The sequence below is a fragment of the Herbidospora galbida genome, from assembly GCF_005233835.1.
GTDB lineage: Bacteria > Actinomycetota > Actinomycetes > Streptosporangiales > Streptosporangiaceae > Herbidospora > Herbidospora galbida.
The window spans coordinates 23,388-41,348 of record NZ_SZQA01000035.1 but is presented as its reverse complement, the minus strand read 5'-3'; the positions used below and the strand labels follow the sequence as shown (position 1 = coordinate 41,348).

The 17,961-nt window shown below is 69.6% G+C and carries 20 protein-coding genes, 1 pseudogene and 1 riboswitch; of the genes and pseudogenes, 11 read left to right on the top strand and 10 right to left on the bottom strand.

Features of this window, described 5'->3' with window-relative positions; genetic code table 11:
• Window positions 1–201 precede the first annotated feature (201 nt).
• Window positions 202–708, top strand: a complete 507-nt coding sequence (locus tag FDA94_RS29940) for a hypothetical protein (RefSeq protein WP_137250414.1) — start codon at window positions 202–204, stop codon at window positions 706–708.
• 15 nt (window positions 709–723) lie between these two features.
• Here FDA94_RS29940 and FDA94_RS29935 read toward each other — a convergent pair whose 3' ends face one another.
• Window positions 724–1,125 (bottom strand): hypothetical protein, encoded by a 402-nt coding sequence (locus FDA94_RS29935; RefSeq protein WP_137250413.1) that lies wholly within the window; start codon window positions 1,123–1,125, stop codon window positions 724–726.
• 97 nt (window positions 1,126–1,222) lie between these two features.
• Window positions 1,223–1,663 carry a tyrosine-type recombinase/integrase gene (locus FDA94_RS41610; protein WP_137250412.1) on the bottom strand — a complete coding sequence of 147 codons (441 nt, stop codon included), beginning with the start codon at window positions 1,661–1,663 and terminating at the stop codon, window positions 1,223–1,225.
• A 465-nt stretch (window positions 1,664–2,128) separates the two neighbouring features.
• Window positions 2,129–2,240, top strand: a riboswitch (TPP riboswitch).
• On the opposite strand from FDA94_RS41610, the gene FDA94_RS29925 reads away from it, so the two are divergent.
• Window positions 2,232–3,599: a purine-cytosine permease family protein gene (locus FDA94_RS29925; RefSeq protein WP_137250411.1), complete on the top strand. Its 1,368-nt coding sequence runs from the start codon at window positions 2,232–2,234 to the stop codon at window positions 3,597–3,599. (Overlaps the previous riboswitch by 9 nt.)
• Here FDA94_RS29925 and FDA94_RS39545 read toward each other — a convergent pair.
• The 3 genes from FDA94_RS39545 to FDA94_RS29910 form a co-directional block, all read right to left on the bottom strand.
• On the bottom strand, window positions 3,564–4,229 hold the full coding sequence (locus FDA94_RS39545) for a hypothetical protein (RefSeq protein ID WP_170991188.1): 666 nt from the start codon (window positions 4,227–4,229) through the stop codon (window positions 3,564–3,566). The two genes, FDA94_RS29925 and FDA94_RS39545, sit on opposite strands and share 36 nt — an antisense overlap.
• The gene (locus FDA94_RS29915) at window positions 4,229–4,996 is read right to left on the bottom strand and encodes a bestrophin-like domain (protein WP_137250410.1); all 768 of its coding nucleotides are present in this window, start codon (window positions 4,994–4,996) and stop codon (window positions 4,229–4,231) included. The genes FDA94_RS39545 and FDA94_RS29915 overlap by 1 nt, the downstream gene beginning before the upstream one ends.
• 96 nt (window positions 4,997–5,092) lie before the next feature.
• Window positions 5,093–5,662 (bottom strand): methylated-DNA--[protein]-cysteine S-methyltransferase, encoded by a 570-nt coding sequence (locus FDA94_RS29910; RefSeq protein WP_137250409.1) that lies wholly within the window; start codon window positions 5,660–5,662, stop codon window positions 5,093–5,095.
• A gap of 88 nt (window positions 5,663–5,750) precedes the next feature.
• Here FDA94_RS29910 and FDA94_RS29905 point away from each other — a divergent pair, with 88 nt between their 5' ends.
• Together FDA94_RS29905 and FDA94_RS29900 are read left to right on the top strand one after the other, a co-directional pair.
• Window positions 5,751–7,643 carry a PAS domain S-box protein gene (locus tag FDA94_RS29905; RefSeq protein WP_137250408.1) on the top strand — a complete coding sequence of 631 codons (1,893 nt, stop codon included), beginning with the start codon at window positions 5,751–5,753 and terminating at the stop codon, window positions 7,641–7,643.
• Window positions 7,644–7,800: 157 nt separating this feature from the next.
• A complete protein-coding gene (locus FDA94_RS29900; RefSeq protein ID WP_034385582.1) occupies window positions 7,801–8,232 on the top strand; it encodes an ATP-binding protein in 432 nt (143 codons plus the stop codon).
• Here the strand turns inward: FDA94_RS29900 and yidC are convergent.
• The 3 genes from yidC to FDA94_RS39540 all read right to left on the bottom strand — a co-directional run bounded on the left by yidC (window position 8,229) and on the right by FDA94_RS39540 (window position 9,406).
• Window positions 8,229–8,888: a membrane protein insertase YidC gene (gene yidC, locus FDA94_RS29895; RefSeq protein ID WP_246060223.1), complete on the bottom strand. Its 660-nt coding sequence runs from the start codon at window positions 8,886–8,888 to the stop codon at window positions 8,229–8,231. The two genes, FDA94_RS29900 and yidC, sit on opposite strands and share 4 nt — an antisense overlap.
• Window positions 8,889–9,007: 119 nt before the next feature.
• Window positions 9,008–9,241, bottom strand: coding sequence for a hypothetical protein (locus FDA94_RS29890; protein ID WP_137250406.1), 234 nt, complete (start codon window positions 9,239–9,241; stop codon window positions 9,008–9,010).
• Window positions 9,242–9,244: 3 nt separating this feature from the next.
• Window positions 9,245–9,406 (bottom strand): hypothetical protein, encoded by a 162-nt coding sequence (locus tag FDA94_RS39540; protein WP_170991187.1) that lies wholly within the window; start codon window positions 9,404–9,406, stop codon window positions 9,245–9,247.
• 51 nt (window positions 9,407–9,457) lie between these two features.
• Here FDA94_RS39540 and FDA94_RS29885 point away from each other — a divergent pair, with 51 nt between their 5' ends.
• Window positions 9,458–10,099: a response regulator transcription factor gene (locus FDA94_RS29885; RefSeq protein ID WP_212735571.1), complete on the top strand. Its 642-nt coding sequence runs from the start codon at window positions 9,458–9,460 to the stop codon at window positions 10,097–10,099.
• Here the strand turns inward: FDA94_RS29885 and FDA94_RS29880 are convergent.
• Entirely contained in the window at window positions 10,081–10,470 is a 390-nt protein-coding gene (locus FDA94_RS29880; RefSeq protein WP_062347249.1) for a hypothetical protein, read from the bottom strand. The two genes, FDA94_RS29885 and FDA94_RS29880, sit on opposite strands and share 19 nt — an antisense overlap.
• A 164-nt stretch (window positions 10,471–10,634) precedes the next feature.
• On the opposite strand from FDA94_RS29880, the gene FDA94_RS29875 reads away from it, so the two are divergent.
• From FDA94_RS29875 to mptB, 3 genes and pseudogenes are all read left to right on the top strand, one after another.
• The gene (locus FDA94_RS29875; RefSeq protein ID WP_030455225.1) at window positions 10,635–10,982 is read left to right on the top strand and encodes an STAS domain-containing protein; all 348 of its coding nucleotides are present in this window, start codon (window positions 10,635–10,637) and stop codon (window positions 10,980–10,982) included.
• Window positions 10,979–11,728 carry a glycosyltransferase family 2 protein gene (locus FDA94_RS29870; protein WP_137250405.1) on the top strand — a complete coding sequence of 250 codons (750 nt, stop codon included), beginning with the start codon at window positions 10,979–10,981 and terminating at the stop codon, window positions 11,726–11,728. The genes FDA94_RS29875 and FDA94_RS29870 overlap by 4 nt, the downstream gene beginning before the upstream one ends.
• A gap of 38 nt (window positions 11,729–11,766) precedes the next feature.
• Window positions 11,767–12,513, top strand: a pseudogene (gene mptB / locus FDA94_RS41390) (polyprenol phosphomannose-dependent alpha 1,6 mannosyltransferase MptB); the annotation flags it as partial.
• A 502-nt stretch (window positions 12,514–13,015) separates the two neighbouring features.
• On the opposite strand, the gene FDA94_RS40720 reads toward mptB, so the two are convergent.
• Window positions 13,016–15,055, bottom strand: a complete 2,040-nt coding sequence (locus FDA94_RS40720) for a hypothetical protein (RefSeq protein ID WP_246060222.1) — start codon at window positions 15,053–15,055, stop codon at window positions 13,016–13,018.
• Between the two features lie 277 nt (window positions 15,056–15,332).
• On the opposite strand from FDA94_RS40720, the gene FDA94_RS29860 reads away from it, so the two are divergent.
• From FDA94_RS29860 to pheA, 3 genes are all read left to right on the top strand, one after another.
• The gene (locus FDA94_RS29860) at window positions 15,333–16,442 is read left to right on the top strand and encodes a glycosyltransferase 87 family protein (protein WP_137250403.1); all 1,110 of its coding nucleotides are present in this window, start codon (window positions 15,333–15,335) and stop codon (window positions 16,440–16,442) included.
• A 22-nt stretch (window positions 16,443–16,464) separates the two neighbouring features.
• Window positions 16,465–16,923 (top strand): DUF4446 family protein, encoded by a 459-nt coding sequence (locus FDA94_RS29855; protein ID WP_137250402.1) that lies wholly within the window; start codon window positions 16,465–16,467, stop codon window positions 16,921–16,923.
• Between the two features lie 107 nt (window positions 16,924–17,030).
• Window positions 17,031–17,957, top strand: coding sequence for a prephenate dehydratase (gene pheA, locus FDA94_RS29850; protein WP_137250401.1), 927 nt, complete (start codon window positions 17,031–17,033; stop codon window positions 17,955–17,957).
• Window positions 17,958–17,961 lie beyond the last annotated feature (4 nt).

The window sequence follows — 17,961 nt, the reverse complement described above, 5'->3', positions numbered from 1 at the left end:
CCCCTCCCTGTCCAAGCCGCTTTTCCGCCATGCAACCAGGAAGAGCCGCTTGGACAGGGGGAGTGCCTCCGCCGGCGGACCACCTACAAGAGCGCGGCCAGGTAGCGGAAGACTCGCGACGGGTAGCGGCTGCACAGCGGCCTTGGTGATCGTGACGGCACTGCGACCCAAAGCGGCGCCCGCTGATCAAGAATTGCCCGTGTGGATCCAACGATCTCCGCACTGATCCTCACCTACACCCAGACCAAGGACCCCGCCGACCTAGCCGCCGTCCGCACCCGCGCAGAGGAGCTCGGCGACCCCCACGCGATCGAATTCGCGGACGACCTCCAGGCCATGGCCGAGGGCAGGGAACGGCGAATCGCCACCCCAGCGGACCACGATCCGCTCCTGGCCATGATCCCGGCCTTCATCGCCAACGACGTCTCCGGCCTCCGCGACGCCGCCAGGGCATTCCCGCCCGACTCGGTCACCGGTAACTACTTCCGCTGCCTCCTGGCAGGCGATGTCAAGGGCCTGCACCGCGCGATCAGGGGCCTGCGCCCGTCGTACCGCATCGCCCTGCTGGACCTTGCGGTAGAGGCCCAGCAGGAGATGTACGAGTCGCCAGGTGACCAGCGCCTGCGCAAGGCGTCGGTCAGGCACCAGAGGGAGGCCACCCGCCTCCGTGAACCGCGCCCCCGCTGGTGGCGGCTCACTCGCCGTTGACACGCTGATCTTCGGTTAGGCGTTCAGGAAGACCGGCACGATCGTGGCGAGGGCGAGCACGCCCGCGCCGACTTTCGGCCAGGCGAACCCGGGTGAGGCGAGCCACGACACGAGCGCGTAGCCGGCCGCCGGAACGGCGATCATGATGGGCGCCGGGAGGAACCCGATGCCGAGGATGTCCAGCCAGCCCCACAGGCCGAACAGCAGGAAGGCGCCGGCGGGGAACGCCGCCCACCCGACGGGCCACCAGTTCGGCAGTCGCGCGGCGGCGCCGAGGATCATGCCGAGCACGAGTGGCGCCAGCACGATCAACACCCCGTCGTCGAAGAAGTCACCGTACGGCGACCAGAGGTAACAACTGATCGCGGCGGCGTAGATCGCCAGGGCGACCAGCAGACGTCTTCCCCATAACGGCATACGTCTCAATATAGGCTCACGCGGTAATGACGATCTTGCCTTTCGCGTGTCCGTTTTCGACCTCACGCAGGGCCTGGCCCACGTGGGGGTCCCACAGCTACCCCCGGTTTTCCGTGCCGAGAAGGACGGCGTACCCCTGAAGGACATCGCCCGACTGGTCGGGCCCAGTGGGACGGCCGTCACCGAGGCGACTCCTTGACCTCCCCAGCCAAGAGAACTGAAGAGGGCTATCTAACACACCGCCGAGTCGGCGCAATGCGTCGTAGGTGGCTTCGTCGGTGGCATCGGTATAGACCTCCATCGTCATCTTGATGTTGCTGTGGCGGAGGATTCGCATGGCCACGCGAGGGTGGACGTCCAGGGCTGCGAGGAGAGTCGCACACGTGCCTCTGGTGCCGTGGACAGTGATGCGTCGCACACCGGCTTTCCTGATCCGGGCATCGAATTGGGCGTTGAGCTTTGTCGGGTCCAGAGCCTTGCCGAGAGGTGACGTTCGCCGACGTACAGCTCTCCCGCGTCCAGGTCCACGTACTTCCAATCGAGTCCTAAGACCTCTCCCTTACGTAGCCCAAGCGCCAGGATCAGGACGTAGACCGCGTACAGCGGGTCGTCCTCATCCCGCGCGTTCTCTAGCAGGTGGCGGGCTTCGTCCACCGACCACGCGCTGTTCCGCCGCTTGCGCACGGTCGGCAGACGCACCGCCGCAGCGACGTTCTTACTGATCGGCTCAGTCGGGGCTGCGCCTGTAAGGCGGGGGGCGGGTCTGACATGGGTCAATTCGCGTTGAGCACAGGCGACCTGGAGTGTGTTGCCTGGTCAGCGTGCAGCTCTGGGCCTCTCGTACAGCTCGAAAGTACAGCTACCACCACGGATGTAGCTGTACTTCTGCGTACGTCGACGGACGGTCGTTGTATGACGAAGTGGGGTACCTGGGGCTGGCCGAAGGAGGGTCCGTGATGCATCATGTGGGGGGCGAACTGGGCTGATCTCGGTTCGCGGACAACCTAAGAACCGCGGGAGCTCGGGCGTAACCGGGCTGAGAGGGCGACCAGCGTCGCCGACCGCATGAACCTGTCCGGGTAATGCCGGCGTAGGGAGCGTGTGTGATGACAGCCGTCGTCGATTCCGAGGCCCCCCTCACCCTCCACGAAGCTCCGCCGAAGACTCTCGGCCTGCTCGACCAGGGTGCCCTGTGGGCCAACCTCGGAGTGTCACTGCTCGGGTTCTCAGGAGCGATCGCACTCGTCAACCCTCTCGGCGACCGTCCGCTGAGCTTCGTCGCGGCCCTGACGGCCGCCGTGGTGGGCAGTCTCATCGGTACGGCCATGGTCGGCCTGTCCGCCATCCCGGGCACCCAGACGGGCGCTCCGGCGATGATGCTGCTCAGAGGGCTTTTCGGGGCGAAACTCTCCTACCTCCCGAGCGTGCTGAACATCATCCAGATGCTGGGCTGGGGGGCCTTCGAGCTCTGGGTCATCGCCCAGGGCGCCCAGGCCATCGCGGGCCAGTTCGGCGTCACCGTGCCCTACGCGGTCTGGGTGGTCATCGCCGGTGTGATCACCACGGCGCTCACCATCAAGCCGCTGGGCGCGGTCCGGATCCTGCGGCGGTACGTCACCGTCGGCGTGGTCGTCGCAATGGTCTATTTCGCGTACGAGCTGATCTCCCGAGGCCCCTCGCTGGGCGCCGGATCGTGGGAGGCGTTCACGCCGGCCGTCGACTACGTCATCGCGCTGAGCGTGTCGTGGGTGCCGCTGGCGGCCGACTTCTCGCGCTTCTCAAGGAGCTCGCGGGCCGCGTTCGGCGGGGTTGTCGGCGGCTACACGATCGCCCAGGTCTCCTGCCTGGCGCTGGGGATCGCGGCGCTGGCGCTGGTCGGGAACGACACGAACAAGGTGTGGGACCCGTTCGTCACCGCGTCGCTCGGCGCGGTCTTCTTCGGGATCCTGGTGCTGCGCGAGACCGACCAGTCGTTCGTGAATGTGTACTCGGTGACGATGTCGCTGCAGAACCTGATGCCGAGGGTCGACCGGCGGATTCTCTCGGTCCTCGTCGGGGTGCTGGTCACGCTGCTGGCGATCTTCGTGAGCGCCGACACGTACTCGGCGTTCCTGGGAATCATCGGGGCGGTGTTCGTGCCGATGTTCGCCGTGCTGGTGGTCGACTACTTCCTGCTCGGCGGTTCGCGCGGGTGGGACACCTCCGACACCGCGCCGTCGCGGTGGCTGATGACGGTGCCCTGGCTGCTCGGGTTCGCCACCTGGTGGATGCTCGGGGCGCTGCCTGACATCGCCTGGTGGGAGGCAATCTGGACGTCGGCGCGCGAGGCCGTCGGGTTCACCCCCGCGCCGTGGATGAGCGCCGCGCTCGGCTCGTTCCTGGTCGCCGCGCTGGTCACGCTGGCGATCGGAGCCTCACGCGGCGCTCGGCCGCGACGGCTATCTGATGCGGGTAAAGGCCACCGCCGCGGCTGAGGCGATCACGGTCGACAGCACGACCATGAACAGCACCGACTTCAGCGGGTTGTCCCGCTTCGGCGGGGTGGCCACGGCCGCGACCCTCGGAGCCCTCGGTTCCGGCGTCGCCGACGGGGTCGGCTTGGGACGCGGAGACGGCTTCTTCACGGTCGGGGCCGGCTTCGGGAGACGTACCGGAACGACCCTGGCCGGGCGCTCCACCCTCGGCGGCGGCTCCACCGTCGGCTCCTGCACTGGAGGCGGCGGTGGCGGCGGAGGTGGCGGCGGAGGTTCCTCCTCGGCCGGTGGAGGTGGCGGCGGTGGAGGTTCCACCTCCGGCTCCTGCGGCGGTGGCGGCGGTTCCTCCTCGGCCGGCGGCGGCGGAGGTGGTGGTGGCGGTTCCTCCTCCGCCGGGGGCGGCGGGGGCGGCGGAGGTGGCGGCGGCTGGTCGCACGGCGGCTGCTGGAGGACGCCGACCCCGAGCTCGACGTCGAGGATCACCCCGACCTGGACGCACACGCCCACGCCCGGCCCCACGTCGAGGCCCACCCCGAGGATGTCGTCGGCCGTCGCGGCCGGGGCCGAGGCCACCGACAGGGTGGACAGCATCAGGAAGCCGAGCGTGGCGGCGGTGATGCGGCTGTTCATCAGCTCAACCCCGATATGCGGCCGAACTCGGCCAGCGCACTGGTGAACGCGTCGGGCTTCACGGCCAGCCCGCCGTCGAACACGTGGATGATGTCGAAGGCCATGTAGATGCCGACCCCCAGCAGCGCCGCCATGGCCAGCATCGGCAGCAGCGCCATCCCCTTGGGCCGGGCCCCGGCCAGGAACGGGAAGACCAGCACTATCAGGCCGGTCACCACGGTGAGCACCAGCAGGATCGTCGGCGGCGTCGCCCCGGCGTCGGCGGCGCGCTGGCGCCGCGACGAGCTCAGCTGGGAGATCTGGTCCACGACGGCCGCCTTGGCGTCTTCCTGGTCTTCGCCGTCGACCACCAGACCCGCCACCTGGGTGCGCAACGTGTTCAGGCGGGTGGCGCCCTCGGAGCTGAGCCGGCCGTCGGCCATCAGCGGCCACTCCTGGTCGACCACGAAGCCGACGTAGTCGCGCAGACCGGCCTGGACCTGGGCGGCGGCCGGCCCGGGCAGCTCGTCGGCGGCCCAATAGGCCTCCACGGCCGACTGGCTCTCGGTGTAGGTGTTCTGCCGGGCCGAGTCGGCGGTCGTCCACGGTACGACGATCGCGATGGCGAAGACCAGCAGGAACAGCGCCGACAACATCGACCCGGCGTGACCGACCGACGGGCCGCCCGGGTCGGAGTCTTCACTCCCGGCGCCGAACCTTCTGAACAGGAACGCCGACAGTGCCACCACGGCGATCGCCGACCCCACGGCGACGATGAACCCCAGCATGACCACTCCCCACTAGTGACCTGGTGATTGCACGGCGTGAGATTACTATCACATTGAGTGATCCCAGGTTTACCGTGTGGGGACAGACGCGTTGCGCTAAGCGATTTCCATGTTCAGCAGCAGTTCTTTGGCCGCTTTTCCACCGGCGTACGCCCCCGGCGACCCCGGCCCCTCGACCACCCGGTGACACGGAACCAGGAGGCAGACGGGGTTCTCGGTGACCGCGTTGGCGACCGCGCGGAGCGCCTGCGGCCGGCCGATGCGGGCGGCGACCTCGGCGTAGGTGGTGGTCGTGCCATAGGGGACCGAGGTGATCATCTGGAGCACGCTGCGGGCGAAGGCCGTCGCAAGTCGGAGGTCGAACGGGAGGGTGAAGGTCCGCAGCCGGCCGCCGAAGTAGGCGTCGATCTCCCGCCTCAGCGGGTCGAGGCGCTTGGGGTCGTGGCCGATGAACGACCCGACCTCGCGGTAGATCCGCGCGTACATCGCGTGTTCGTCGTCGAATGTGGTGGCAATCACACCGCGCGCCGTCACGGCCAGCACGAGCGGCCCGGCGGGCGTCTCGTGGGTGCCGAAGGCGATGTCGGGTGCCGATTCCCCTACGTACGTGGGCGAGGTGACCCGGAGCAGTGCCTCCAGGTCGCCCGATGCGGCCGACGCGTCCATGGCACTTCCCTTCCCCGGGTTCGAGGGCAGCGTAGCGGAGCATGGGAAAAGGCCATGATCACGACCGGAAAAGCGGCACGATGGATCCGTGGAATGTGACCACTGGGACAAACGTGACGACGAGGACGAAGGGATCGCGCGGGCGGTAGTCGCCAGCGCGGCCGATGCCATCGTCGCCCTCGACCGCGATCTGTCGGTGGTCACGTGGAACCCGGCCGCCGAGCGGCTGTTCGGCTGGCCCGCCGACGAGATCCTCGGCCGCCGGCCCCCCTTCGTGCCCGAGGAGCTGACGGCCGAGCACAACGCGGTGCTCGAACGGGTGCGCACGGGTGGCACCGTACAGCTGAGAACCCGCAGGTTCCGCCGCGATGGCACGCTGATCGAGGTGCAGGCCGACATCAGCGGGCTGCGCACGCCCTCGGGCGCGTTGCTCGGCTATGTCGGCGTCTACCACCAGCGCGACGACAACGAGGCGGCGCGGGCCCGGTCGGTCCGCCGTGCCCAGCTGGTCCGCCGCCTCACCGACGTCGTCGGCGACATCAACGCCGAACTCGACCAGAACGTGGTGCTCGACCGGATCGCGGGCTCGCTCACCGAGCTGACCGGGGCCGACGCGGGCGGGTTCGTGCTGATCGACGGGGAGAAGCTCCGGCTGGTCAGCTCCCACCGCCTGCCCGAGGGCATGAAGGGCGCCACCGCAGACCTGGGCAGCAGCCTGGTCGGCAAGCTGCTGCGCACCGGCAAGCCCGTGATCCTAGAAACCGGTCCCGAGGGCCTCCAGGACCTCATCTGGGCCCAGCTCGACGGGCTGCACACCATCGCGGTCGGCATCGCGGCCGTCGGCGGGCGGCCCTACGGCGCCCTCTACGCCCTGTTCGCCCGGCGCAAGCCGGGCCACGTCGAGCTCGAACTGCTCGAACTGCTCGCCGGCCACGCCGGGATCGCGGTCGGCAACGCGGTGGCCTACCAGGACGCGGTCCGGCAGCGGGCCCACGAACGCGCGGTCTTCGACGCCAGCGCCGACGGCATAGCCGTGCTCAGCGAGAGCGGCACCGTCATGCGCTGGAACCCCAAGGCGGCCGAGCTGACCGGCTACGCCTACGAGGACGTGATCGGCAGGCCGCCGCCCTTCGATCTGCCCGCACCGGGCGAGAAGCTGACCTTCCAGCTCGAATCGGGCCGCTGGCTCGACGTGCTCTGCGCGACCATCCCCGAGACCGGCGAGATCGTCGCCGACTTCCGCGACATCACCAGCGCCAAGGAGCTGGAGGAGGCCAAGGACCTGTTCCTGGCCACCACCAGCCACGAACTGCGCACCCCGATCACCGTCGTGACCGGCTTCGCCAGCACCCTGGCCGACCGGTGGGACAAGCTCTCCGACGCCGACCGGCGGGCCCACGTCCACACGATCGCCGAACGGGCCAAGTCGCTCGGCCGGCTGATCGACCACCTCCTGCTCGGCGCCCGCGCCGGGGCCGCCGAGCCGTCGGTCCGCGACGAGGCCTTCGACCTGGCCGAACGCGTGCGGGCCGCGACCTTGGGGCTGCCGGTCCTCTCCGACCGCCACCGTGTCGAGGTGCGGGTCCCCGACGATCTTCCCCTTGTACGCGGCGACGCCCTCGCCACCGACATACTGCTCGACCAGCTGCTGGAGAACGCGTTCAAGTACTCCCCCGACGGGGGCCTCATCCAGGTCTCGGCCTGGTCGGAGGAGTCCCGGGTGGTCCTCACGGTCGACGACGAGGGCATCGGCATCGCCCCGTCCGACCGGGAACGCGTCTTCGAGCGGTTCGTCCAGGGCGAGAGCGGCGACCGCCGCCGGTTCGGCGGGGTGGGGCTGGGTCTCTACATCGTCCGGAGCCTTGCGCGGGCCCAAGGAGGGGAGGTGGCCGCACTGCCTCGACCCGAGGGTGGTACACGTATGCAGTTCGTGCTGCGCAGAGAGGGGTTTGTCACCGCACCCGACACACCGGGGCGGTAAGCCGGGGTAACACCGAAGCTGACCTATTGTCCAATGTGCACAAGCTGTAATCAGTGCTCGGTTTCCACGGTCAGCGAACGGGGCATTTCGGTCTTACTGGGGTGACCATCTTCAGGGGGTTCGGGAGAACGGGGAGGTGAGTGCGTCGAGCGTCGTCATGCTGCCGTACGCTCTGTCGAGCGTGGCTGTGGCGCGTCAACGCCTCAGCGCCGACCTGCTCGCTTCCGGGGTTTTCGAAGCGGCGGTCGACGACACGGTCCTGGTGATGAGCGAACTGTTGAGCAATGCCCTGCGCCACGCACACCCCCTCGCGTCTGGGCAGCTCAGAGTCACATGGGCCTGTGGTGACGGACATGTGGAAGTGGCCGTGAGCGACGGTGGGGCGACCACCGAGCCGCGTGCCGGAAGGCCTACCCTCTCGTCTCTGGGGGGCCGGGGGCTCGGCATCGTCGAGTTTCTGGCAGAGCGCTGGGGAGTACGCCACGAGGGCGAGACGACGACTGTTTGGGCCATCGTCCACGCCCCGCAGCCTGCCCGAAATGGGCAGTCAGGTGAGTCCGAAATAAGCGCACTGCGCGAAGTCGTCTAAGCGGTGAGTAGTCGCCGTTCGGTCGTCGTCCATGCGGTGCTGATCAGCAGGTAGACGCCGGTCGCGAACGGCAGGAACGCGGCGGCGAGCACGGTCCCGTAAGGGAGCAGTTTCAACAGCCCGCTTCCGGGCATTTCAGCCGTCCTGATCACAAGTCGGGACGACTGCCACGCCACCAGTGCGATGAGCACGAGGAGGCCGACGAACACCAGGGTGGGCCCGCCGAACAACCCGGACTGGGCGACGACCGCCCCCAGGTGCTCACTCAGGGGCACCGACAGCGCGCTGTGAGTCATCAGGACGTTCTGCTGCCCGGCGATCACCGGGTGGGTGAACAGGTTGTACAGCACGAACACGAACGGGATCTGGGCCAGGCCCGTCCCGACGCCGGCGAACATCGAGGTGCCGGCGCCGGCGTAGAGGGACCGGACCTCCCTGGCCATCCGTTCCGGGTCTTTGGCATGGCGTTTCTGGATCTTCGCCAGGTCGGGGGCCAGCCTCTGGCGGATGCGCTGGAGCTTCGCCTGGCGGATCCCCAGGGGGAGCAGAGCGAGTCGGACCAGCAGGGTCAGCAGCACGATCGCCGGGGCGGCGCCGACGAGGCCGGCCAGCGCCGCCGTGGCGTCGTAGGCCGGGCCCAGGATGAAGTCGAACACGATTCAGGAAACCTCTCGTCGAGCTTTGAGGCAGATTCAAAGCGCGAGCCACAGCCGGCCTTCGGCCGTCTGCGTCTCGCTTCGGGCATGACGAAGGCGCCCTTGCCGATCAATGGCGATCAGCGGGGCGCCGGGTTTCCTGTCGGAGCTCTCGACCTTGTGCGGCCTGGTGAATTGGGGCGGCGGAGCCGTACGAGAACGGCTTCGACGCCCGCGCCGAGCGGCGCGTGCGCTACGTGTGGCGCTGCGGACAGCAGCCGCAGCGCCCACGCGACGAGCAGCAGGCCCAGCACGGCGAAGAGCGCGATGCCACCGGGCATCGCGAGCGCGCCGAGCAGGGCCTGGACGAACATGCGTTACTTCTTGCCCACCAGCGTGATCACACCGACCACGACCGCCGCGATCAGCGCGACGATAAGGAGGAACTTCAGCGTCGCGAAGAGCGCGGGGATGATGAATCCGGTCACCAGCCAGATGGCCAGGACGATCCCCACGACCGCAAGAACAGTACGGGTCATGGCCAACAAACTACGCGTTCGGCGATCGCCGTGCGACCTAGTCTTTGGGGCGTGACCGTCATTCTCGTGGTCGACGACGACCCCGCCGTGTCCGAGGTCGTCGCACGCTATCTCGAACGCGACGGCCACGAGGTCCGGCAGGATCCCCGGAAGCTCACCGGCCCGCCCGATCTGCTCATTCTGGACATGAACCGGCTCGCCGTCGGCCGCGAGCTGCGCGCCCGCTGGCCGGTCCCGGTGATCATCCTCGGCGAGGCCATCGAGCTGGCCGTCGACCTCGACGCCGACGCCGACGACTACGTCACCAAGCCCTTCAGCCCCCGCGAGCTGGCCCTGCGGGTCGCCGCGGTGCTCCGCAGAGCCCGTGGATCGATCGTGCCGGCCGGAACCGGGGTGCTGCGCGACGCCGACCTCGTGGTCGACGTCGGCGCCCGCCACGTGCGCCTGGGCGACGCGGAGGTCACCCTGACCGCCCGCGAGTTCGACCTGCTCGTCTACCTGCTGCGCAACCCGCGCCAGGCCTTCAGCCGCACCGACCTGCTCGACCGCGTCTGGGGCTGGGCCTTCGGCGACTCCTCGACGGTGACCGTGCACGTGCGCCGACTGAGGGAGAAGATCGAACGCGACCCGACCGACCCCGGCCGCATCATCACCGTTTGGGGCGTCGGCTACCGCTACGAACCCATGTCGTGACCGATCGAGAACGCCTCGGTGATCGCCCGGAACGTCGGGCACGGCCAGCGCCACATGCAGCTGCGGCAGCGCAGGATCGGATGGGCCGTGTCACTCGTGATGCCGCCCGCGTCGCGCGGCTGGTGGAGATCGATCAACCGCAGCGACAGCTCGGAGAAGGCGAGCAGATCGTCTCGGGAGGCTTCCAGGAAGTCGAGGTCGGTCGAGGCGAGCCGGGTCTTGATCGGTACGAAGCCCTCACGGTTGAGCAGGAACCGCAGAGGTCTGACCGCGTCACGCCATGAACTCGCCTTGTCGGTGCGGATCTGGATGACTTCCAGCCGCTCACGAAGCCGACGTCTCTGTGGATCTTCGGGAAGTTCCGTGTTCATGAGCGCCGCTCCTCCTCGGGCTCCGGCGGGAGCCGGTTCCATAGCGTCAAGCTTCGCGCACTCTGCGTTTACATGGGACCGAAATCGGGGACAAAGGGCGGACGACTCTTCGGTAATCCCAGAGGAACGTGACCCAGCGCCCGACCGGCGCTAGTGTGCGCGCTGTGGAGCTCAAAGTCTCGACTCGATCGCATGCGGGTCACGCTGTGATGGCCGTAATCGGAGAAATCGACCTCTATACCGCGCCTCGCCTGCAGTCGGAGTTCACCCGAGTGCTCGAAGAGACCGCGCTTGACCGGGTCGTCATCGACATGTCCGGCGTGGAGTTCTGTGACTCCACCGGCATGAACGTGCTGCTGTCCGCTCTCAAGCGGCTCAAGGAACGCGGCGGCGTGCTGGAGGTGGCCGCGCCACGTCCAGCGGTCCGTAAGATCCTGCAGGTCACCGGTCTCGACTCGGTGTTCACCGTGCACGAGAGCGTGCCCGCGGAGCTGGCCAACCCGACCGGATGAGCAATCTTTCCCCCCGCTCGGACACCGCGGTCGTCATCCCGGCCAAAGACGAGGGCGACCGCATAGCCGCGACGGTCACCGCCGCCCTCCGCCTGCCCGGCGTCTCGCTCGTCCTCGTGGTGGACGACGGCTCGTCAGACGAGACCGGACGGGTGGCGAAGGCCGCCGGCGCCCGCGTCGTGCGCCACAGCCGCAACCGCGGGAAGGCCGCGGCCATGGAGAGCGGCGCCGAGGCCGTGCGGCTGCTCGACGAAGACTGCCACCTGCTCTTTCTGGACGCCGACCTGGGGGAGACGGCCGCCGCGGCGGCTCCCCTGATCGGACCGGTCCGCGACGGCGTGGCCGACATGACCATCGCGACCTTCGCCACCCGGGTGAAGCTCGGCGGCCACGGTGTCGTCGTCCGGGTCGCCCGCGACGGCATCAAACGGCTGACCGGATTCGACCCGGCCCAGCCCCTGAACGGCCAGCGCTGCCTGACCCGCGCGGCCTTCGACGCGGCCCGCCCCCTGGCGGCGGGGTTCGGCGTGGAGACCGGGTTGACGATCGACCTCGTCCGGAAGGGGTTCCGGGTCGTGGAGGTCGAGGTCGAGATGGCCCACCGCGCCACCGGGACCGACTGGCGCGCCCAACTGCATCGGGCCAAGCAACTGCGCGACGTGTCGCGGGCGCTGGCGGCCCGGGAACCGACGGTGGTCAAGGCCATGGAGACGATCGAGGGCCTCCGGCCCCAGACCCGTCCGTAGGGAGTCGACGCGCAGGGTGCGGCTCTAGGCTTCTCGGCGTGGAGCGTGTGGCTGCGGGGAGGCTGGCCGTCGGGTGTGTGGCGGCGGCCCTTGGGCTGACGGTGCTGCCGGCCCTGCTCGGCCCGTCGGCGCTGCAGCCACGGCTGACCGGCGCAGGGTGGGTGCCCTTCTTCTTCGACGCCGGGCTGTCCGGGTGGACGGCAATCGGGCTCGCGGCGGCGGTGGTCGTGCTGGGGACGGCCGGGGTGCTGCTGGGGCTCTACGGTGCGCCTTCGCTGCGGGTGTTGCGATGGCTGGGGGTCGCCGCCGTCGTGCTGCTCGCCTTCCTGCCGCCGATCGGGTCGTCAGACCATCTGAACTACGCCGCCTACGGCCGGCTGGTGACTTTGGGGCATGACCCTTATTCGGTCACGCCTGACCGATTCCCCGGCGACCCCGTTCTCGGGGCGGTCGAGGAGTGGGCCACCACGCCGAGCGTCTACGGCCCGGTGACGACCGGCGTGCAGGCGCTCGCGAGTCTCGTCGGCGGCGACTCGGTGCGGCTGACCGTGTTCGTGATGGCGCTCGTCAACGCCGCCGCCTTCCTCGCCGTCGCGTGGATGCTGGGGTCGCGCGGGGTGGTCCTGTGGACGGCCAATCCGCTGGTCGTCTACCACCTGGTCGCCGGGATGCACGCCGACACGCTCGCCATCGCCTTCGTGGTCGCCGCGCTGGTCACCCGGTTCAAGGGCGTGTTCCTCGGCCTGGGGGTCGCGGCCAAGGTGACCGTCGGCGTGGTCGCGCTCGGCGTCGCCTGGGAGCTGCGGCGGAACCTGGGCCGGTTGGCGCTGGTCGCCGCGACCGCGCTGGCGGTCTCCGGGGTGGCCTACTGGCTCGCGGGGCCGCATTCGCTGGGGCAGGTGCTCGACGCCAGCAAGATGGTCTCGCTCGCGACGCCGTGGAGCGTGGTCAAGACCGGGCTGCAGACGGTGATCGGCGAGGGGTCGTACAAGGTCTGGATTCAGGTCGGGTCGCTCATCCTGTTCGCCGCGCTGGCCGCGCTGCTGCTGCGGGCGCTGGCGCCGCTCGACGCAGCGCGGGTCGCCGTGGCGTTCTCCGTCGCGTGGCTGTTCTCCACGCCCTACGCGCTGCCCTGGTATGACGGGCTCGCGTTCGCGCTGCTCGCGCTGGTGCCGAGGTCGTGGCTCGACTACGTCATGGTCGCCCGCGTCGCGCTGCTGTCGCTGGCCTATCTGCCGGCGCGGCAGTTCGACCAGCCCGCCGGGTCGGAGTGGCTGGTGGAGGTGGTCAGGTCTCAGGTCGTTCCGTGGCTGCTGCTGGGGGTGGTGGTGTTTCTGCTCGTACGGCTGCCGCGAGTGTCAGCGGTACGGCCACCGTCAGTGCCATCGCCGGAATCGCGATCCCCGAGTCGTTGATCAGGAACCCTACGAACGCCGCCGTGAGCGCGCCGATCAACCCGGCCCGCAGCTCCGGGGCCTGCTCGTAGGCCACGCTCAGCGCGGCTACCTTCATCTCGCGCGGCCGGGCCAGCACGAGGAACAGGAACGCCACCGCGACCAGCGAGAGCAGGGTCAGCGGCCAGTTGCCCAAGGTGCCGAGCATCGCGCCGAGCTTACGCGCCAGCACCCCGCCGGCCTCGCCGTCGATGACCTGCTGGACGAATGCGCCCAGGTGGGTCCGCTGCTCGGCCGGACGCGACCAGTCGGCCAGCGCGATCGCCGTGATCAGCGCGGCGCCACCGACGGCGATCAGGGCCAGCCGGGCCACCGACACCCGCAGCCCGGCCAGGAGCAGCAGGAACACCGCGAAACCGAGCACGAACGACGGCACCCCGCCGAAGTCGGCCCCCCAGGAGGGCCAGCCGTCGGCGGCGATGGCGAGCAGGCCGTACAGGACGCAGAAGACGAACGCCGGCCCACGACGGCGGATGAAGTGCGCGGCGGCGGCCAGGAACAGGATGGTGCCGGTCGAGTAGACGGCGAAGGCCATGTTGCCGAAGCCGTAGAACCGGCCGCCGGTGACCGGTTCGTAGCCGGTCACCGCGTTGACCTGCAGGTGCGAGCCCGTCATGACGTCGAGCAGCAGCGCGACCGACGACACCCCCGCCACGACGCCCAGCGGCCCCAGCACGTCGCGCCGCCATGGCCCGGCGAACGCGACCCCCGCGATGAGCAGGGCGAAGCCGAGGATCGTGCCGACGAGCGCGGGCATCGGATGCGCGACGCTCCACCACGGCACGAGCTGCGCCAGGAACGTCGAGACGGGCACCGCTCCGCTGACCACGCCGACGATCATCATGGCCCGCCCGGCGGCGACGACCTGGCGGCGCATGATCACCGCCGCGACGGCGTAGAAGAGGACCTGGATCACCACCAGAGCGAAGAAGAACGGCTCGCGCACGTCCCTGAGAACCTGGCTGGCAAGATCGTCGTCGGCCAGGGCCCGCGGATCGGCGGCCTGGGCCGTCGAGGTCCAGGCACGGCCCACGACGCCGTCGGGGACGGGCAGGCCGAGGGCGGTCAGGGCGGTCGCGGTCAGATCGGTGATGGTGACCAGGCCGACCTGACGGGTCGACGACGCGGTCAGCAGACCCTTCCCGTACGCGGGCCCACTGGCCATGGCGACGTGCAGATGGGCGCCGGGACGGGCGTCGGAGATCCCCCCGACCAGGATCGTGGCCCCTTGCGGGACCTTGGCGAGGATCGCCCCGACGGTCGCGTCGGCGGCGGCGACGGCCTGGTCTCTTCCCCGGTCGCTCATGCCGGCTGCGAGCCAGGCGTCGGAGATCTCCGGAGCTTCGGTGACGACGAGCTGGTGACCGGCGGGGTCGAGGTCGGCGATGGTGGCGGCGTAGGTGGTGACATTTCCGGAAATGTCGGATGCGGCCAGCAGGGCACCCGGTCCCACGGCGGCGACCCGGCCACCGGCGTCCTTCACCGCCTGCCCGAGGGCCCCGATCCGGGCCTGGAACGACGACTCCCGCTGCAGCGCGACCAGCGCCTGCCAGTCGGGCACGGCGGTGCCTGTGGGCCGTACGGGCGGCGCGCAGCCCGGAGAGGCGGCCCGCTGCCCGGCCGAGACGGTCAGCCAACCCGCGACCGGGCACGTGATGCCGCGCCCTTCGAGCGGCACCGCACGGGTCGACAGCGAGGCCTTGGCGGCGCTCCCGGCCAGTTGCCACAGGTGCGGCGTCCGCGAGGGGCTGAGATCGGCCCACTCCAGCCCCGGCACACCGATGATCACCACCTGCCCCTGAGGGGCCGCGAGCGCGGTGCCCGGCAGGCAGAAGACCCCGGCCAGAAAGGCGATGAGCAGGGCCAAGACCACACGACGCGTGGAGGTGCGCCTGCTCGCTCCTCCAACGGCGCCGCCGCATTCGCGACGAGCCACTCCGGTCGCCGCGAGGCCGGACATACCGGTAGAGGGTCTGTTCACGGAGGTCCTTCCCTGGGGTCCGTCGGCGCGGTACCAGCATGGGGGTCAGCGGTTCGGGCTCCCAAACCAGGGCCGAAGCGCGCACCGGCCCGGAGGGCATGTCAAGGTAGCCTGCCTCGCTGTGGGAAGCGTTGCGCGGAGTCGGACGACCTGGTGGCCGCTGGCGGGGATGCTGCTGGTGGTGGCCGCGGCCGCGCCACTGGTGCACTACTGGCTGACCAACCCCGATGACCAGCGGCTCGTCGATCTCGACGTCTACCGGCTCGGCGGGCAGGCGCTTCTCGACGGGTTGCCCGTTTACGGCGTGGTCACGCCGGCGCCGCAGTTGCTGCCGTTCACCTATCCGCCGATCGCGGCCATGCTCGCGGTGCCGCTCGCGCTGTTGCCGTGGCCGGTGCTCCAGTGGGTCTGGACGGCGGCCATCGTCGCGACGCTCGTGGCGGTCGTCTGGGTGGCCTTTCCCGAACAGCGGAAATGGCTGCCGCTGGTCACGATCGCGTGCCTTTACCTGATGCCGATCCGCGACCAGATCAGGTTCGGTCAGGTCGATCTGTTCCTCGTCGCGTTGTGCCTGTTCGACGTCGTCGTCAAACGGCCGTGGTGGCCGCGCGGGATTCTCATCGGCGTCGCGACGGCGGTGAAGCTCACGCCGGGCGTGTTTCTCATCCTGTTGCTGCTGGTGGCGTGGCGGAAGCCGTACCGGAATGAGGAAATGAAAGCGTTCCTCACGGCATCGGGAACGGCGGCCTTCCTCACGGTCATTCCGTTTCTCGTGATTCCGCAGGACGCGGTCGACTTCTGGTTCGGGGCGCTGCTCGATTCGGAAAGGCTCGGGGCCAATACGGCGACCACGAATCAGTCGATGCGCGGGATGCTGCTGCGCCTCTACTGGCCCGATGCGCTGACCACCGTGCTCTGGCTCGCCGCCGTCGCCTTTATCGGCTGGTACGGCTTCCGCGCCGCCCGCCGCCATTACCTCGGCGGCGACCTCATTACCGCGACCGCGCTGACCGGATTGATGGCCGTGCTGCTGTCGCCCGTGGCCTGGATCCACCATCTCGCCTGGATCGTGGTCGTGCTGGCGGCGCTGCCGGAGATCCGGCAGAAGGCGGTCACCTGGGTCTATTACGTGCTGCCGATTCCCTGGTGGGGGGCCTACATCAAGATGTGGGAGATCCCCGTGCTGTCGCCGACGCTGGGGAAGATCGTGCAGAACGCGTTCGGGCTGGGCGCCGTCGCGCTCGTGTTCATCCTTGCCCGAACCCGGGCGAAACCGTGACCGCGCCGTTACGCTCGGTCGCGTGCTGGTTACCGCTTTCGTGATCGTCGGGCTGCTCGCCGGGTTCACCGGGGTCGCCATCGGCCTCTACACGCTGCGCAACGCGCGGGCCGCCGTCGACGACTGCCTCGACGTCCTGGCCAGGCGGGCGGCGGTCGAGGGGGTCGTCGACACCAAGGCGATCCGCGACGTCGCCGTCTTCCGCTACGACGCCCTGGAGGAGATGACCGGGCGGCTGTCGTTCTCGGTCGCGCTGATCAACGGGCTGGGCGACGGGATCGTCCTCACCTCGATCAACGGGCGGACCGAGACCCGCACTTACGTCAGGGCCCTCAGAGGCGGCAAGGGGCTCCAGCCCCTCTCGCCGGAGGAGGAGCAGGCGGTGCGGGCCGCGCGGCTCGGGCTGGGGCCCGAAGTCGAGGCGGCCGACGGTGACCTGCTGCGACCCGCCGGAGGGCTCTGGAGCAACTCCGCGCGCTGAAGTCGCCTGTCTTCTGGGCAGATTCATGACGGAGACACGGCCGACCTTCGGCCGTCCGTGTCTCCTTTTGCGCATACACCACGGCCGACTGTGACTAACCTGGTGGTATGTCAAAGCTCGCCTATCTGGGCCCCGAGGGCACCTTCTGTGAGGCCGCCCTTCGTGAACTGGCGCCCGAGGCCGAGCGCCTGCCGTGCGCCAACGTCAGGGCCGCGCTCGACGCGGTCCGTAACGGCGAGGCCGACGGGGCCGTCGTGCCCCTCGAGAACTCGCTCGAAGGCGGCATCGCCCAGACGCTCGACGAGTTCGCCTGGGGCAAGCCGCTGCTGATCGTCGCCGAACTGCTGCTCCCCGTCGAGTTCTCCCTGCTCGCCCGTCCGGGCACCGAGATGCGGCAGATCAAGCGCATCTTCACCCACCCCGCCGCGCACACCCAGTGCCGTGACTTCATCGACCGGGAGATCCCGGGGGCCGTGGTCGTCCACGCCTCCTCGACCGCCGGCGCGGCCCAGGAGATCGCCAACCCCGAGTCCCCCTACGACGCCGCCATCGGCCCGGCCATCGCGGGTGAGATCTACGACCTGACCGAGCTGGCCTCCGACATCGGCGACCGCAACGACACGGTCACCCGGTTCGTCCGGGTCGCGCCCCCCGGTGAGCTGCCCGAGCCGACCGGCGCCGACCGTTCGTCGATGGTGGCTTTCCTGCGCGACGACCACGCGGGCGCGCTGCTGGAGATGCTCTCTGAGTTCTCCGTACGCGGCGTCAACCTGACCCGCATCGAGTCGCGTCCGACCGGTGACGGGATCGGCAGCTACTTCTTCCACTTCGACTGCGAAGGGCACATCGCCGAGGCGCGGGTCGGGGAGGCCATCTCCGGGCTGCACCGCATTTCGGGCGATCTGCGCTTCCTCGGGAGCTATCCGCGGGCCGACAAGGTGCCGACGCAGATCAAGCGCGGCACGGCCGACCCCGATTTCGCCGAGGCGGCCGGGTGGCTGGGTCGCATGCGGGCGGGAGCCGTGCAACGGTAGCGTT

Excerpts from the sequence above, each read along its gene's own strand:
- FDA94_RS29880 (WP_062347249.1), bottom strand. The coding sequence starts at position 10,470 with ATGAACACGGAACTTCCCGAAGATCCACAGAGACGTCGGCTTCGTGAG.
- FDA94_RS29915 (WP_137250410.1), bottom strand. The coding sequence starts at position 4,996 with ATGCTGGGGTTCATCGTCGCCGTGGGGTCGGCGATCGCCGTGGTGGCA.
- FDA94_RS29860 (WP_137250403.1), top strand. The coding sequence starts at position 15,333 with ATGCTGCTGGTGGTGGCCGCGGCCGCGCCACTGGTGCACTACTGGCTG.
- FDA94_RS29900 (WP_034385582.1), top strand. The coding sequence starts at position 7,801 with ATGCTGCCGTACGCTCTGTCGAGCGTGGCTGTGGCGCGTCAACGCCTC.
- FDA94_RS39545 (WP_170991188.1), bottom strand. The coding sequence starts at position 4,229 with ATGAACAGCCGCATCACCGCCGCCACGCTCGGCTTCCTGATGCTGTCC.
- FDA94_RS29870 (WP_137250405.1), top strand. The coding sequence starts at position 10,979 with ATGAGCAATCTTTCCCCCCGCTCGGACACCGCGGTCGTCATCCCGGCC.
- FDA94_RS29925 (WP_137250411.1), top strand. The coding sequence starts at position 2,232 with ATGACAGCCGTCGTCGATTCCGAGGCCCCCCTCACCCTCCACGAAGCT.
- FDA94_RS29935 (WP_137250413.1), bottom strand. The coding sequence starts at position 1,125 with ATGCCGTTATGGGGAAGACGTCTGCTGGTCGCCCTGGCGATCTACGCC.
- FDA94_RS29890 (WP_137250406.1), bottom strand. The coding sequence starts at position 9,241 with ATGTTCGTCCAGGCCCTGCTCGGCGCGCTCGCGATGCCCGGTGGCATC.
- FDA94_RS29910 (WP_137250409.1), bottom strand. The coding sequence starts at position 5,662 with ATGGACGCGTCGGCCGCATCGGGCGACCTGGAGGCACTGCTCCGGGTC.
- FDA94_RS39540 (WP_170991187.1), bottom strand. The coding sequence starts at position 9,406 with ATGACCCGTACTGTTCTTGCGGTCGTGGGGATCGTCCTGGCCATCTGG.
- pheA (WP_137250401.1), top strand. The coding sequence starts at position 17,031 with ATGTCAAAGCTCGCCTATCTGGGCCCCGAGGGCACCTTCTGTGAGGCC.